Annotated in this window: 15 protein-coding genes; 10 read left to right on the forward strand and 5 right to left on the reverse strand. The window is 69.0% G+C overall.

The window, feature by feature from the left end; genetic code table 11:
• Window positions 1-5: 5 nt before the first annotated feature.
• Window positions 6-707 (forward strand): TetR/AcrR family transcriptional regulator, encoded by a 702-nt coding sequence (locus tag ACFQW8_RS13205; protein WP_380088051.1) that lies wholly within the window; start codon window positions 6-8, stop codon window positions 705-707.
• Between the two features lie 8 nt (window positions 708-715).
• Window positions 716-2,113 carry a DUF1731 domain-containing protein gene (locus ACFQW8_RS13210; RefSeq protein ID WP_380088052.1) on the forward strand — a complete coding sequence of 466 codons (1,398 nt, stop codon included), beginning with the start codon at window positions 716-718 and terminating at the stop codon, window positions 2,111-2,113.
• On the opposite strand, the gene ACFQW8_RS13215 is transcribed toward ACFQW8_RS13210, so the two are convergent.
• From ACFQW8_RS13215 to ACFQW8_RS13225, 3 genes are all read right to left on the reverse strand, one after another.
• The gene (locus ACFQW8_RS13215) at window positions 2,104-2,673 is read right to left on the reverse strand and encodes a YbaK/EbsC family protein (protein ID WP_380088054.1); all 570 of its coding nucleotides are present in this window, start codon (window positions 2,671-2,673) and stop codon (window positions 2,104-2,106) included. The genes ACFQW8_RS13210 and ACFQW8_RS13215 overlap by 10 nt on opposite strands.
• A gap of 5 nt (window positions 2,674-2,678) precedes the next feature.
• Window positions 2,679-3,698, reverse strand: a complete 1,020-nt coding sequence (locus ACFQW8_RS13220) for a DUF808 domain-containing protein (protein ID WP_380088056.1) — start codon at window positions 3,696-3,698, stop codon at window positions 2,679-2,681.
• Between the two features lie 67 nt (window positions 3,699-3,765).
• Window positions 3,766-4,059 carry a hypothetical protein gene (locus tag ACFQW8_RS13225; protein WP_380088058.1) on the reverse strand — a complete coding sequence of 98 codons (294 nt, stop codon included), beginning with the start codon at window positions 4,057-4,059 and terminating at the stop codon, window positions 3,766-3,768.
• Between the two features lie 169 nt (window positions 4,060-4,228).
• On the opposite strand from ACFQW8_RS13225, the gene ahcY reads away from it, so the two are divergent.
• Window positions 4,229-5,680: an adenosylhomocysteinase gene (gene ahcY, locus ACFQW8_RS13230; RefSeq protein ID WP_380088060.1), complete on the forward strand. Its 1,452-nt coding sequence runs from the start codon at window positions 4,229-4,231 to the stop codon at window positions 5,678-5,680.
• Window positions 5,681-5,794: 114 nt separating this feature from the next.
• Here the strand turns inward: ahcY and ACFQW8_RS13235 are convergent, their stop codons facing one another.
• Both ACFQW8_RS13235 and ACFQW8_RS13240 read right to left on the reverse strand, forming a co-directional pair.
• Entirely contained in the window at window positions 5,795-7,192 is a 1,398-nt protein-coding gene (locus ACFQW8_RS13235; protein ID WP_380088061.1) for a hypothetical protein, read from the reverse strand.
• Between the two features lie 68 nt (window positions 7,193-7,260).
• Window positions 7,261-7,881 carry a methyltransferase family protein gene (locus ACFQW8_RS13240; RefSeq protein ID WP_380088062.1) on the reverse strand — a complete coding sequence of 207 codons (621 nt, stop codon included), beginning with the start codon at window positions 7,879-7,881 and terminating at the stop codon, window positions 7,261-7,263.
• A 401-nt stretch (window positions 7,882-8,282) separates the two neighbouring features.
• On the opposite strand from ACFQW8_RS13240, the gene ACFQW8_RS13245 reads away from it, so the two are divergent.
• From ACFQW8_RS13245 to ACFQW8_RS13275, 7 genes are all read left to right on the forward strand, one after another.
• Window positions 8,283-8,450, forward strand: a complete 168-nt coding sequence (locus tag ACFQW8_RS13245; protein WP_380088063.1) for a Flp family type IVb pilin — start codon at window positions 8,283-8,285, stop codon at window positions 8,448-8,450.
• Between the two features lie 26 nt (window positions 8,451-8,476).
• Entirely contained in the window at window positions 8,477-8,647 is a 171-nt protein-coding gene (locus tag ACFQW8_RS13250; protein WP_380088064.1) for a Flp family type IVb pilin, read from the forward strand.
• A 98-nt stretch (window positions 8,648-8,745) separates the two neighbouring features.
• Window positions 8,746-9,162, forward strand: a complete 417-nt coding sequence (locus ACFQW8_RS13255) for a TadE/TadG family type IV pilus assembly protein (protein ID WP_380088065.1) — start codon at window positions 8,746-8,748, stop codon at window positions 9,160-9,162.
• A complete protein-coding gene (locus ACFQW8_RS13260; RefSeq protein ID WP_380088066.1) occupies window positions 9,159-10,418 on the forward strand; it encodes a pilus assembly protein TadG-related protein in 1,260 nt (419 codons plus the stop codon). The genes ACFQW8_RS13255 and ACFQW8_RS13260 overlap by 4 nt, the downstream gene beginning before the upstream one ends.
• A gap of 33 nt (window positions 10,419-10,451) precedes the next feature.
• On the forward strand, window positions 10,452-11,285 hold the full coding sequence (locus ACFQW8_RS13265; RefSeq protein WP_380088067.1) for an RcpC/CpaB family pilus assembly protein: 834 nt from the start codon (window positions 10,452-10,454) through the stop codon (window positions 11,283-11,285).
• Window positions 11,282-12,448: an AAA family ATPase gene (locus ACFQW8_RS13270; protein WP_380088068.1), complete on the forward strand. Its 1,167-nt coding sequence runs from the start codon at window positions 11,282-11,284 to the stop codon at window positions 12,446-12,448. The genes ACFQW8_RS13265 and ACFQW8_RS13270 overlap by 4 nt, the downstream gene beginning before the upstream one ends.
• Window positions 12,445-13,806, forward strand: coding sequence for a CpaF family protein (locus ACFQW8_RS13275; RefSeq protein WP_380088071.1), 1,362 nt, complete (start codon window positions 12,445-12,447; stop codon window positions 13,804-13,806). Before ACFQW8_RS13270 ends, ACFQW8_RS13275 begins: the two co-directional genes overlap by 4 nt.
• The last annotated feature ends 56 nt before the right edge of the window (window positions 13,807-13,862 follow it).

Below are 13,862 nucleotides of genomic sequence, written 5' to 3' on the forward strand. Positions count from 1 at the left end.
TGCCCATGGCTGTTGAACACGTTCAGAATGGGTCGAGCTCCGGCCCTTCGCGCCCACCACGGGGCGAGGCCACGCGTGATGCCATCGCTGCCGCTGCACAGGAGCTGTTCCTGGAGCGGGGCTACGACCGCACGACGATGCGGGCGGTCGCCGAACGCGCAGGGGTGAGCGTGGGCAACGCCTACTACTGGTTCGCGTCCAAGGAGCACCTGGTCCAGGCGTTCTACGACCGGATCCAGGTCGAGCACGCGGCGTCGAGCGCGACGGCGCTCGGTCGTCGACGGACCTTCGCGAGCCGCTACGAGGCGGTCCTGCTGGCCTGGGTCGACGTGGCTGAGCCCTTCCACGAGTTCGCCGGCGCCTTCTTCAAGGCGGCGGCAGAGCCCACCAGCCCGTTGTCGCCGTTCAGTCCGGAGTCGCGCCCAGCGCGCGAGGCCGCCATCGCCCTCCACCAGCGCGTCGTCGAGGAGTCCGACGTCACCGTGGCGCGGGCGCTGCGCGAGGAGCTCCCCGAGCTGCTCTGGCTGGCCCAGATGGGTGTGGTGCTCTTCTGGGTCCACGACCAGAGCCCCGGCCAACGGCGCACCCGCACCCTCATCCGCACTGCGGTGCCGCTCGTGGACCGGCTGGTGCGGCTGAGCCGCCTCCCGGGCATGCGCGGGGTCGTCGGCGACCTCACCAAGACCATCCGATCAGTACGGACCTGAGGAGTTTCATGTCCTGGAACCAGACCAACCGTGCGGTGCTCGCCGCCGCTCCCGACGCCGTCTTCGCCGTCCTCGCCGACCTGGACCAGTGGGGTCGGTGGTGCGGTGGGGTCTCCGAAGCCGGCCTCGACGGTCCGGTGAGGGTCGGTCAGACCGCCGGGATGGCGCTCGACATCCCTGTCGTTCGCCACGTCCACCGTGCAACCGCCCCTCCGGTCAGGGTGCGAGCGCTCGAGCACGGAACCAGGATCGTGCTGGAGCAACCGCAGCCCGGGGGAAGCCTGACGATCGAGTGGACCGTGACGGCGGACTCGCGAGAACCGGGCCACACCCTGTTCACCCAACGCCTTGCCGGACGGGGTCCGCTGTCGTTCGGCATGGGCCCGGTGGCTCGTCACGCCCTGGCCTCGGACTTCGCCATGGACGCCTTGCGTCTGTGGCGTCTGGCCGGCGGAGTCGTCGACCCCAACCTGGTCCGGGTCGTCGTCGCGGGTGGCTCCGGCACCCTCGGGCGCCGCCTCGTGGGTGATCTCGCGGCTCGTGGGCACGACGTCGTCGTCCTCACTCGCAGCCCTCAGCCCCACCTGCCGGTGCGCCAGGCCCTGTGGGACGGCGTCACGGTGGAGGGCTGGGCCGCTGAGCTGGAGCCCGCCTCGCGCACCGCGGTGGTCAACCTTGCCGGTCGTCTCGTGGACGTCCGTCCGACGGCTGCCAACATCGCCTCCCTGCGATCCAGCAGGGTGGACTCCACTCGCGCTCTCGTCCGTGCCAGCAGTGGCCTCACGGCTCCCTTGGCCGCCTGGGTGCAGGCGAGCACCACGGCGATCTACAGCGACGCGGGCGAGACCGAGATCGACGAGTCCAGCCCGGTGCCCGTGGGACTGCCGCAGATGACCGGGGTGGCGCAGCCGTGGGAGGACTCGGTGCAGGGCGCGGCAGCCGAGCACCTGCACATCCTGCGCACGTCGCTCGTGCTCGATCGGGGAGCTCCCGTCGTCGACCGACTCGTGGCCCTGACCCGGGCCGGACTGGGCGGTTCGATCGGCACCGGACGCCAGTGGATCAGCTGGATCCACATCGACGACTGGCTTGCCGTCGCGCGCGCGGCCCTGGGCATCGAGCCGGGTGTGCGGCTGCCCGACGGAGTGGTCATCGCGTCCGCGCCCTTCCCCGTGCGCAACTCAGAGCTCATGGCCCAGCTGCGCTCTCGGCTGCATCGTCCGTGGTCACCGCCGACGCCGGTTCCGCTCATGCGGCTCGGCGCGGTGCTCCTGCGGACCGATGCGGCGCTCGGTCTCACCGGCCGGCGGGCCACCTCGTCGGTCCTGCCGGCGAGCGGGTTCGAGTTCGCCCACCCGCGTCTTGACGGCGCACTGGACGACCTGCTCGGCGCCGATCAGGGCTGACGGAGCTCGAGCACCGTCGCGTTCGGGAGCTTGGCCAGGGCAGCGCCCTCCACGAGGAGCTTGCTGCGGCGCAACCCGCTACCGATGACGACTGCACCCGCGGCCACGACGGCGGCGTCGACGAGGACCGGCCAGGCGGCTGGCAGGCCGATCGGCGTGATGCCACCGAACTCCATCTCGGTGAGCGACACGGCATCGTCGTGTGGCGCGAACGAGATCTTGCGGACACCCAGGTGCCTGCGGACGACGCCGTTGACGTCGGCGCGGTCGGACGCGAGGACCATGACCGCGGCATACGTCGTCTCACCGGCGCGCTTCCCGGCGACGATGACGCAGTTGGCACTCGCCCCCGGTGCCACGTCGTATGCCGCACAGAAGGCTTCCGTGTCGGCGAGCGTCTCGTCGATGGAGGCCACCTCCGCTGCCGCGACTCCGCTGTCCCCGGCTGCCTCCGGCGTCGGGATCGCAGCCTCGGCCAGGGCCGCGGCCACAGAGGGCGCGACGAGCTCTGGGTGCGAAGCGCCAGGCGACCAGTCGAGCGTTCCGCGAGCGGACGGCATACGGGTCAGTGCTTGTCGTTGTGGGGGACGTCTGCAACGGGCGCAGCGGCCGCAGGCTCGCTCGCCTCGTGCGCGCCATGGCCGCCCTTGCGGGGGATGACGTGCATGACCGCGACGACGATGGCACCCACGATGAGGCCGAGGATGGCCGAGCCGATCGTGTTGGTGACCCAGCCGAGGACGCCGCCCAGTGGCCCGGTGGCGTCGTGCACCCACTCCTCGACGCCGTGCACCCACTGGTAGGGGTAGTGCAGCGGCGACCAGTACTCGCTGAGCTCGTCGAGCCCGACAAGGATGATGTGGCCCCCGACCCAGATCATGGCGGCGATCCCGACGACCGACAGGGTGCTGAGGAGCCTGGGCATCGCAGCGACGAGGCCGCGGCCGATCGTGGCCTGGGCGCCGGACTTCTTCGCGAGGTGGAGGCCGACGTCGTCCATCTTGACGATGAGGGCGACGACGCCGTAGACGAGCGCGGTGATGGCGACCGCGACGACCGCGAGGATCGCGGCGCGGAGGGCGAAGCCCTCGTCCTTCACCTCGTTGAGCGAGATGACCATGATCTCGGCCGAGAGGATGAAGTCGGTGCGGATCGCACCACTGGTGATGGTGTCCTCGTCGGCGACCTCGCCGGCCTCGTGCGCCTTGGTGGCCTCGTCCTCGGCGTGGCCGCTGACTCGCTCCCAGATCTTCTCGACGCCCTCGAAGCAGAGGTAGGTGCCGCCGATCATGAGGAGTGGCGTGAGTGCCACAGGGAGGAACTGGCTCAGCAGCAGGGCCGCAGGGAGGATGAAGAGGAGCTTGTTGCGCAGCGAGCCGATCGCGATCTTCCTGATGATCGGGAGCTCGCGCTTGGGGTCGATGCCCTGGACGTACTGCGGCGTGACCGCGGTGTCGTCGACGATGACCCCGCTGGCCTTGACGCTCGCGCGCCCGGCCGCGGCGGCGACGTCGTCGACCGAGGCGGCAGCGGCCTTGGCCAGCACCGCGATGTCGTCGAGCAGGGCAAAGAGGCCGCCGGCCATCAGGTCACCTGCGGGTCTGGGAGGGGGAAGTGGTGAGGCACCCGCCCAGCGTACCCACGGCGAACCCTCACTCCTCCTCGGCGCTCGTGCCGTCCGGGGACATCTCGAGGTCGTCGTGGCGCTCGCCCTCGACGAGAACCCGGTCGTCACCGTGCCCGCTTCCGTCCGGGTAGGCGGGCTGGCTCTCGTCGCTGTCGCTGATCCCGGGGCGGGCCACTTCGGAGTCGGGGTCGACGGCATAGTCGGCGCGCACGTCCTCCCACGCGTCGAGCTTCTCCTCGTCGAGGTCGAGGCGCACCTCGTCCCGCACCTCGTCGCCGCTGGCGCCGCTGGCGCCGCCACTGCCGAAGGTCTCACTCATCGGGTTCTCCGTTCGTGCATCGCGCGGGCCGGTCCCGCACGCGTCCATGTCTACCGCGTGGAGTCGGTACGATGGGGGCTGCCGGCGCGGGTGATACCCCGCTCTCACGTGAATGCCCAGATGGGCTGCGCCGGGTCGCAAACCACACTTTCAACGGAAGAGATGTCGCATGTCCACTGACACCACGACTTTTGACTACCGGGTTGCCGACCTGAGCCTCGCCGAGGCCGGCCGTCACCAGATCCGTCTTGCCGAGCACGAGATGCCGGGCCTCATGAGCCTGCGTGAGGAGTTCGGCGCGAGCCAGCCCCTCAAGGGCGCCCGCATCGCCGGCTCGCTGCACATGACCGTGCAGACCGCCGTCCTCATCGAGACGCTCACCGCGCTCGGTGCCGAGGTCCGCTGGGCCTCCTGCAACATCTACTCCACGCAGGACGAGGCCGCTGCGGCCGTCGTCGTCGGGCCCGAGGGCTCGGCGCAGGACCTGCAGGGCGTCCCCGTGTTCGCCTGGAAGGGCGAGAACCTGACCGAGTACTGGGAGTGCACGGAGCAGATCCTCACCTGGCCCGGTGGTTCCGGCGCCAACATGATCCTCGACGACGGTGGCGACGCCACGATGCTCGTCCACAAGGGTCGCGAGTGGGAGGCCGCCGGTCAGGTGCCCCCCACCGACGAGAAGGACTCCGAGGAGGTCGGTGTCTTCAAGGAGCTCGTGCGCAAGACGCTCGCCGCCGACCCGCAGAAGTGGACCACCGTGGCCGCCGAGATCAAGGGCGTCACCGAGGAGACCACGACCGGTGTCCTCCGGCTCTACGAGCTCGCCCGCGCCGGTGACCTGCTCTTCCCGGCGATCAACGTCAACGACTCGGTCACCAAGTCCAAGTTCGACAACAAGTACGGCTGCCGCCACTCCGTCATCGACGGCCTCAACCGCGCCACCGACGTCCTCATCGCCGGCAAGGTCGCGGTCATCTGCGGCTACGGCGACGTGGGCAAGGGTTGCGCCGAGGCGCTCCGTGGCCAGGGCGCCCGCGTCATCGTCACCGAGATCGACCCGATCTGCGCGCTGCAGGCCGCGATGGAGGGCTACCAGGTCGCCAAGCTCGAGAGCGTCCTCGAGAGCGCCGACATCTTCGTCACGACGACGGGCAACTTCAACATCATCACTGCCGAGCACATGCAGGGGATGAAGAACAAGGCGATCGTGGCCAACATCGGTCACTTCGACAACGAGATCGACATCGCCGGACTGGCCAAGGTCCCCGGCATCGTCAAGACCGAGATCAAGCCCCAGGTCCACGAGTGGACCTTCGCCGGTGGCAACAGCATCATCGTGCTGTCCGAGGGTCGCCTGTTCAACCTCGGCAACGCCACGGGTCACCCGAGCTTCGTCATGTCGAACTCGTTCGCGAACCAGACGATCGCCCAGATCGAGCTGTTCACCAAGAACGACGACTACGACAAGCAGGTCTACGTCCTCCCCAAGCACCTCGACGAGAAGGTCGCGCGCCTCCACCTCGCCGCCATCGGGGTCGAGCTCACCGAGCTCACCAAGGAGCAGGCCGAGTACATCGGTGTCGACGTGGCCGGCCCCTACAAGTCCGACCACTACCGCTACTGAGCCAGCGGGTCCACCCAGAACGAACAAAGGCCGGGTATGCCGGGAACGCGAGTTCCCGGCATACCCGGCCTTTGTGTGCTTCGACGAGGGACAGACGGCGGACAGTGCTGCGCCTCAGGGGAGCCAGACGCTGAGTCCCTCTCGCGTGGTCGACCTCGTCCACGGCGCGTCGGGACTCGCATCGACATGCACGGTCGACGCTGTGGTGGGCACGACGGCGCAGGTCGCTCCCTCGGGGAGTGACACGGCGGTCGACGATAGGAGCCGCTCACGGACCTGTGAGTAGGCCGCCGCACCGTAGACCTCGGTGCGCATGTCGATCCAGACCTTGACGTCCGGGCGGAGGAGCAGCGCCACCCCGGCCGTGTCGGGATCGGTGAAGAGCCTGCAGCTCGGGGGGAGCCCGTCGACGACCTCCGCCGCCGGTGACGGTCGGCCCGGGGCGTTGGACGCCACCACGGCGAGCGGCAGCAGGAGGACGGCCACGCCGGTGAGGATCGGTCGCCAGTAGCCAGCGGTGAGCCGGGTGCGCACGGTTGCGGGCATGCTCGGGCGGGCGCGCCATCGGACGGTTGCCTCCGAGAGCTCAGCCGCGAGGACGGGCAGGAGGGTGAGTGCCGCGACACCGAGGAACCGGATGGCGATCAGCCCTGCGAGCGTGGCCAGCAGAGCGATGACGACGAGGAGGACCTCGAGAGCCCAGCGGGCGCGTTCGGCCGAGCCGCGCGCCCCGGTCCGGTGTCGCAGCAGCCGCACCGCACACACGGCGACCAGGACGAGGCAGAGGCTGGCGACAGGGAGCCATCGAAGGCGCAGCCCTCCTGTGAACGGCGAGAGCCACTCGACGACCTGGCCGCCGGACGCCGAACCGATGTCGGCGAGCAGCTGCCACACGGACCAACGGAAGGGTCCGAGGAGGCTGCCGACAGCCAGGCCAGACCCCAGCGTGGCCGCGAGGCCGACGCGCCACCGGCTGGCGCCGGCGAGCACCGCGAGAAGGGGCAGGCCGGCGGCAAGCCCGAGCGCGGTGACCGACCAGGACACGTGCAACCACGCGCCCGCCCAGCCGAGGGCCGCACCCGCAGCGGCAGCACCGGCGAACGCCCACCACTGTCGGGGAAGAGGTCTGGTGATGAGGGCATGGCCGAGGAGAAGCGTCAGGAGCAGCATGGCTTCGATGACGATCGTTGCCCGCGGCGAGACCATCGGGAGCGCCAGCAGGGCCACGAGCGCCGTCGTCGCCAAGGTGGGCAGGGCGCGCGCGCCGAGGCGGCGTGATACGAGGATGGCGACGACGAAGTAGGCCGCCATCCCGAGCGCCCCGATGAGAGCGATGCCCGCCACGCCGAACCCGTCATGACCGAGACCAAGTGCGGTGTTCCACGCCGGAGACGTCGGACGGAAGATGCCGTCGGGCTGCGCCCAGCTCCACGTGTCCGCTCGTGCGAGCGGTGCGCCGGACCAGCGTTCCAAGCCGTCGCGAGCCTGCCAGTAGGGGTCGCGCTCGGTCATCCGTGCGGATCGAAGAACCACGAGGGCGGCGACCCAGCCACCCAGGACCATCCAGTCCCAGCGTGCCCTCACGAAAAGCCGGGGGTGCGGGAGGCGTATGCCGCGTAGCCGGCGACCTCCTCGCGCAGGAGACGCTCCTCCCAACGAGCGCGAAGGACCTGAAGGACGCCGAGGGCGGCGACGACGAGCCAACCCCACCCGCCACCGGAGACGAGCACGAGACCGATGGCCGCGACGTACTCGAAGACATAGAGCGGATGCCGGAAGAATCGGTACGGACCCGTGGTGGCCAGCTCGCGCGCCTGCGGCACGACGCTGATGTTGGTGTTCAGGCTGAGCAGCGCCCAGATCGCCAGGCCGATGCCGAGCACGACCAGAAGGGCTCCGGCGAAGGAGGCGACGGGTCCAGCCTCGTGGGAGGCCACGACGGGAATCGCAAAGGGAGAGAACGTCGCTGCGCCCGCGACGAGCCACACCTTCGGCCGTCTGTCCGTGTGGGAGGCCACCCCACGACGGAGGTACATCACCGCCAGGGCCGCGTTGAAGGACAGGGCCGCGATGGTCCCGAGCGTGGCCACCACGGTGCGGTCGTCGTTGTCAATGAGCTTCATGACGTTGAGGAGCACGAAGCAGGCGAAGACGGGCACGAGCACGATGCGGCCGAGGTCGAGCTGGGTGGTCGGGGGCATGGCGGAAGTATCGGGCATCCGGGCCACCGCCGCCCCCATTTTGGTGAATCTCGACTGCATAAAAGCACCTAGTTCCCTATGACCATTCCGGAAGGGGTCATAAGCGGGCATCAATGAACCATGGACACGAGGTAGGTTCTCGGCCCTGCCGTTGTCACCCGAGCACGGAAGCGACGATTCTCTGGACGCCAAGGTTTGGCTCGTGAGATGGTCACGGTGCCGGGTCGTGGAGGTGGCTAGGAGTAAACTAGTCACTAATGACCAGTCCATAACAGCCTAATCACGTCATGGCTACCGAAAGTCGGAACCTCCACGCTGGACCCGGATCGGTCATCCGGTCCCTTGACCGGTAGTCCGGTAGCAGCACAACCCTCAACACTCAGATCATCAAGGAGAACCAAATGTCCAAGGCCCTCATCAAGTTTCACCAGCGCCTCACCGCAGAGAAGGGCGCCACGATGGTGGAGTACGGCCTCATGGTCGCGCTCGTCGCCGTCGTCGTCGCCGTCGCTGCCGCCGTCCTCGGCACCAACATCAGCACGATGTTCGCCGGCCTCGCTTTCCCCTGATCTCGTCCCGGACCGAAGGGCTTCACATGTCTGAGCGCGTCAAGCGGCTGCGGTGGAACTGGGGGTCCGAGCAGGGCGCGACGATGGTGGAGTACGGCCTCATGGTCGCGCTCGTCGCCGTCGTCGTAGGGGTGGCCGCCAGCGCCCTTGGCGCGGCGATCTCGACGATGTTTGCCGGTGTCGCCGCCGCGATCTGAGCGGTTGGCACTGCGGGTCGACAGCCTGGCGGCCGTCGGCCCGCAGTGTTTCTCTCCACGATTTCTCGCATCAACTTGGCAGCGAAGGGGGTCGACCCATGCCTCACCACCGTGAGCGCGGTGCAACCATGGTCGAGTTCGCCCTCCTCCTGCCGCTCCTCCTCCTCGTCCTCTTCGGTCTCATCGACATGGGCCGGATGTTCCTCACCCAGGCGATGGTCACCAATGCGGCCCGTGAGGGCGCGCGCATGGCGGCCTTCCGCCTCGACGCGGATGTGCCGACCCGCGCCAACGCCTCGATGCCTGGCATCAACGGGGTGTCCGGGGGTACCACCACGGTCCAGATCCTCGACGCGTGCCCGGCTGCCCCGACCGCGGCCCAGGCGGCCCGGGTGCGCGTGACGGTGAACGGATTCAGCTGGGTCGCCCTCGGGGCCATCAGCGGCCTCTTCCCGGGAGGCGCGATCGCCGCGCCGACCCCCACAGCGACCTCGTCGATGAGGTGCTTCGGGTGACACGGCCGACCTGCCGTCGTCGACGCGACGAACGAGGAGCCGTCGGTGTGCTCGTGGCGATGCTCTTCGGCTTCTTCGTGGTCACCGGCCTCCTGGCGTGGTCCGTGGATGCCGGGCAGATCATCCTCGAGCGGCGACAGACCCAGAACGCTGCCGACGCCGCGGCTCTGGCCCTGGCGCAGAGCTGCGCCAAGACGAACTGCAACCTCGATGCCGACGGCCTGCCAGCCCTGGTCAACGCCAACACGATCAACATCGGCACCCGAACCCACACCATCGAGCGGCAGTGCAAGTCCGCGGCATCGATCCCGGGCTCGCTGCCCGTGTGCAGTTCGTCGCCCAGCGTCACGGAGCTGCGCGAGTGCCCACCCCTGCCGTCCTCGCTGTCCTCCGGGTTCCCCTACGTCGAGGTGCGCGTCCGCGCCAACGACACCGGTCCGGGCCTCATCCCCAACCTCTTCACACAGGTCAACAGCACCGGTCCGGACACGAGCAACGTCGTCTCGTGCGCACGGGCCGCCTGGGGGTCACCGACGTCTGGCGCTTTCACGTCGCCGATCACCATCTCGACGTGTGAGTGGCAGACCTACACCAGCGGCGGAACCACGTACGTCGCCCAGCCGCCCGCCGCGCCCTGGCCCGGATACGGCGGCGCCGGGCAGCCTGCGTACCCGCTTGCGGCGACGACTCCGAACAGCCCCGGTCGCGAGGTCATCATCGACCTGCACGACCCGGCCAAGCCCGGGTGCTCGTACAAGGGCAAGGACACCGCGGGAGGCTTCGGCTACCTCGACACCACTGGTTCGTGCAGCACGACCCTCACCACGACGAACGGTGTGAACATCTGGGCCAACATCGACACGGGCTCCTCGACCACCGGCGGCTGCCAGACCGCGCTGTCGAACATCTGGACCAGTGGTCCGGTGATCGACCTGCCGGTGTTCGACTGCATGGTGAAGTCCACCACGGGCACCCCTGCCGGCGCACCCCCTGCGGACTGTGACCCGTCCGACGCCGGCGGCGCCAACACCTACTACCACGTCGCCGGCATCGCGAAGTTCTACCTCAGCGGCTACCGCATCGGCGGCGGGGTGACGAAGGCCAGCCACGTCTCAGGCGCTATCCCCTGCGGCAACCCCCGTCGGTGCATCTCGGGCTGGTTCGTCCAGGGCGTGCTCAACGTGCCTGCCACAACGATCGTCCCTCCGTCCTCCACCACCGGTTTCGGTCTTTCGGCTGTCGTCGCCGCCGGTTGAACCACACACGCCCTGTCGAAAGGCTTCCACCCCATGGGCCGTCGCATCATCGCCCTCATCGCTGCCGTCCTGCTCGCGCTCGTCGGCGCCGTCCTCGTGCTGCTCTATGCCAACGGCGCGGACAAGCGTGCGCTCGAGGGGCAGCAACCGCAGACGGTCTACGTCACCGCGGAGGTCGTGCCGTCGGGCACCACGCTCAAGGACGCCGAACGCGGTGGGCTCATCAAGCGGACGCAGGTCGCCGCCAAGGCCAAGCCTGCTGGTGCCCTCGCCGCGATCAACGCCGAGAACAGCGGTCTCCTCGCCCTGGCGGACATCGCACCCGGGCAGGTCGTCCTCGAGGCGGCCTTCGGGACGGAGCGCCTGGGACAAAAGGCGATCGGGGTGGCGTCGGGCAAGGTCGCGATCTCCGTCAGCCTCGAGGATCCCAACCGCGTCGGGGCGTTCGTGACCCCGGGGAGCATCATCACGATCTACGACACCTACGACCTCAAGAAGCTCGGCACCGACGACGCAACGGCGCAGTACAACGAGCTGGGCGTCAAGGGGACGAGCGTGCTGCTCACCAAGGTCCCGGTCATCGGCATCGGCACGACGAGCCTGACAGGCGCCTCCGAGCCCCGGAAGGACGACAAGGACGACACGGAAGAGCAGGCGCCCACCGCCGCCACGCCGGTGCAGACCTATCTGGTCACGGTCGAGCTCACACCAGCGGACTCGCTGAAGCTCGTGCACGCCATCCAACACACCCAGAACCTGCAGAACAACCCGGCCAAGCACATCTACTTCGGCCTCGAGGGACCGGACACGACCGTGCCACCGAACCTGGGCACGGACGACTTCAGCTATCACGGGACACCTCGATGACGATCCTGTGGGACAACGAGCCCGGCGCCAGCGAGCGCTACCACTTCGCGCTGGGCGATGTCCTCCTCCTCGGCTCGGCCCCGCTCGTGCACCGCGCCCTCGACGACGACCAGCACGCTGACCTCGTCGTCATCGGTCCGCTGGTGCACATCGACGAGGCGTCGATGCTCGTGGAGTCGGTCCGGGCGTCGCGCCCGGAGGTGGGGTTCATCCTCCTGCGCCACCGCCTTGACGTCACCACGATGGGGCAGGCCCTGCGCAGCGGGTTCCGCGAGGTCATCGCCTCCGACGACGCGCCCGCGCTCTCGGACGCGGTGCGGCGCAGCCGCGACCTCACGGCCAAGCTCGCCGGTCACCACGGAGCCGTCGCCACCCCTCAGGGGCGCATCGTCACGGTCTTCTCGGCCAAGGGCGGTGTGGGCAAGACGACCCTGTCCACCAACCTCGCCACCCACCTCGCTCTCAGCGGTCTGCGGACCGTGCTTGTCGACCTCGACCTGTCCTTCGGTGACGTCAGCATCAGCCTCCAGCTCCTCCCCACGAGCTCGGTGCACGACGCGGTCGGGATGCACGGCCACCTCGACAGCGAGGGGCTGGCGCAGCTCGTGACGCACCATGAGCCCAGTGGCCTCGACATCATCGCCGCCCCCACCGACCCGTCCCTGGCCGACCGGATCAGCGCTCATGTGGTCACCGAGCTGCTCCGGGTGGCCGCGGCGTCCTACGACTTCGTCATCGTCGACACCCCACCCTCGTTCACCGAGCACGTGCTGGCCGCCTGCGACGTGAGCAGCCTCCTGGTGCTCATCGCCACGTTGGACATCCCCGCGGTGAAGAACCTCAAGCTCGCTCTCGAGACGCTCGATGCCATCGGGAGCCCGCGCGACTCGCGGGTCATCGTCCTCAACCGTGCCGACGTCAAGGTGGGCCTGCGCCCGGAGGACGTCGTGCAGGCCATCGGAGCGCCGATCGCGGTGAGCGTGCCGGCGAGCAACACCGTCCCAGCCTCGGTCAACCGCGGTGTCCCCCTGGTCCTCGAGTCCCCGCGTGACCCGGTGAGCGTGGCCATCAGGGAGATCGCAGACACGCACATCCGGGCACGCTTCGGCGGCCCGGTGGAGGAACCCCAGCGCCGCAGCCTCTTCAGCAGGAGAAGTCGATGAGCAGTCTTGCCGATCGTCTCGACACCGCCCGCCGCTCGCAGGAGACGGTCCCCGTCCACGGCAGCGTGTCGACGCAGTCCCACAGGGTCGACCCCATCGTAGAGGTCAAGGAGCGGGTCCACCAGGGACTCATCGACTCACTCGGACCGCGACTGTACGACCCGCACCTCAAGGAGAGCGACCTCGCCAACCAGGTGCGTCAGACGCTCCAGGAGGTCATCGACGCGGAGCAGAAGCCGCTCACCCTCTCGGACCGCACCCGCATCGCGCAGGAGGTCTCGGACGAGATCCTCGGTCACGGCCCACTGGAGCCGTTGCTGCGTGACCCGGAGGTCACCGAGATCATGGTCAACAGCGCCAGCAGCATCTTCATCGAGCGAGCCGGCAAGATCTACCCGACCTCGGCCCGGTTCACCGACGAGACCCACCTCCGACGGATCATCGACAAGATCGTGGGCCGCGTCGGCCGCCGCGTCGACGAAGCCAGTCCGTTGGTCGACGCGCGCCTTCCGGACGGGTCGCGCGTCAACGCGGTCGTGGCGCCGATCGCGCTCGACGGCGCCATCCTGACGATCCGCAAGTTCGCGGCGGACCCGTTCACCGACAAGGACCTCCTCTCCTTCGGGACGTTCACCCCCCCGGTGCGCGACTTCCTCCACGCCTGCGTCCTTGGCCGGCGCAACATCATCATCTCGGGTGGTACCGGCTCGGGGAAGACGACGACCCTCAACGTCATCTCGTCCTTCCTCCCCGAGGAGGAGCGCATCGTCACCATCGAGGACGCGGCGGAGCTCCAGCTGCACCAGCAGCACGTGCTGCGGATGGAGTCGCGTCCGGCCAACATCGAAGGCTCCGGCCTGGTGACCATCCGCGACCTGGTGCGCAACGCCCTGCGCATGCGGCCCGACCGGATCGTGGTCGGTGAGGTCCGAGACGGAGCCGCCCTCGACATGCTCCAGGCGATGAACACCGGCCACGACGGCTCGATCACCACCGTCCACGCCAACAGCGCCCGCGACTCGCTCTCCCGACTCGAGACGATGGTGCTCATGGCGGGGATCGAGCTGCCCATCCGGGCGATCCGCGAGCAGGTGTCCGGAGCCGTGGACCTCATCATCCAGCAGTCCCGCCTCAAGGACGGGACTCGTCGCATCACCCAGATCACCGAGGTGGTGGGCATGGAGGGCGACATCATCACCCTCCAGGACCTTTTCACCTTCGACTATGCCGCGGGCCGGGATGCCAACGGTCGTTTCCTCGGTGAGCTGCGCAGCACCGGGATCCGCCCGAAGTTCACCCAGGACCTCCAAGACCTCGGCGTCGAGCTGCCCATCCAGCTCTTCGCCCCGCGGTACTGATGGTCAGGCTCCGGGGCTGGCGAGCAGTCCTGCTGACCGCCGTAGCGGCCGCGGCG

This window comes from Knoellia altitudinis, from assembly GCF_042666355.1.
Classification (GTDB): domain Bacteria; phylum Actinomycetota; class Actinomycetes; order Actinomycetales; family Dermatophilaceae; genus Knoellia; species Knoellia altitudinis.

Excerpts from the sequence above, each read along its gene's own strand:
- ACFQW8_RS13205 (WP_380088051.1), top strand. The coding sequence starts at position 6 with ATGGCTGTTGAACACGTTCAGAATGGGTCGAGCTCCGGCCCTTCGCGC.
- ACFQW8_RS13210 (WP_380088052.1), top strand. The coding sequence starts at position 716 with ATGTCCTGGAACCAGACCAACCGTGCGGTGCTCGCCGCCGCTCCCGAC.
- ACFQW8_RS13215 (WP_380088054.1), bottom strand. The coding sequence starts at position 2,673 with ATGCCGTCCGCTCGCGGAACGCTCGACTGGTCGCCTGGCGCTTCGCAC.
- ACFQW8_RS13220 (WP_380088056.1), bottom strand. The coding sequence starts at position 3,698 with ATGGCCGGCGGCCTCTTTGCCCTGCTCGACGACATCGCGGTGCTGGCC.
- ACFQW8_RS13225 (WP_380088058.1), bottom strand. The coding sequence starts at position 4,059 with ATGAGTGAGACCTTCGGCAGTGGCGGCGCCAGCGGCGCCAGCGGCGAC.
- ahcY (WP_380088060.1), top strand. The coding sequence starts at position 4,229 with ATGTCCACTGACACCACGACTTTTGACTACCGGGTTGCCGACCTGAGC.
- ACFQW8_RS13235 (WP_380088061.1), bottom strand. The coding sequence starts at position 7,192 with ATGACCGAGCGCGACCCCTACTGGCAGGCTCGCGACGGCTTGGAACGC.
- ACFQW8_RS13240 (WP_380088062.1), bottom strand. The coding sequence starts at position 7,881 with ATGCCCCCGACCACCCAGCTCGACCTCGGCCGCATCGTGCTCGTGCCC.
- ACFQW8_RS13245 (WP_380088063.1), top strand. The coding sequence starts at position 8,283 with ATGTCCAAGGCCCTCATCAAGTTTCACCAGCGCCTCACCGCAGAGAAG.
- ACFQW8_RS13250 (WP_380088064.1), top strand. The coding sequence starts at position 8,477 with ATGTCTGAGCGCGTCAAGCGGCTGCGGTGGAACTGGGGGTCCGAGCAG.
- ACFQW8_RS13255 (WP_380088065.1), top strand. The coding sequence starts at position 8,746 with ATGCCTCACCACCGTGAGCGCGGTGCAACCATGGTCGAGTTCGCCCTC.
- ACFQW8_RS13265 (WP_380088067.1), top strand. The coding sequence starts at position 10,452 with ATGGGCCGTCGCATCATCGCCCTCATCGCTGCCGTCCTGCTCGCGCTC.
- ACFQW8_RS13270 (WP_380088068.1), top strand. The coding sequence starts at position 11,282 with ATGACGATCCTGTGGGACAACGAGCCCGGCGCCAGCGAGCGCTACCAC.
- ACFQW8_RS13275 (WP_380088071.1), top strand. The coding sequence starts at position 12,445 with ATGAGCAGTCTTGCCGATCGTCTCGACACCGCCCGCCGCTCGCAGGAG.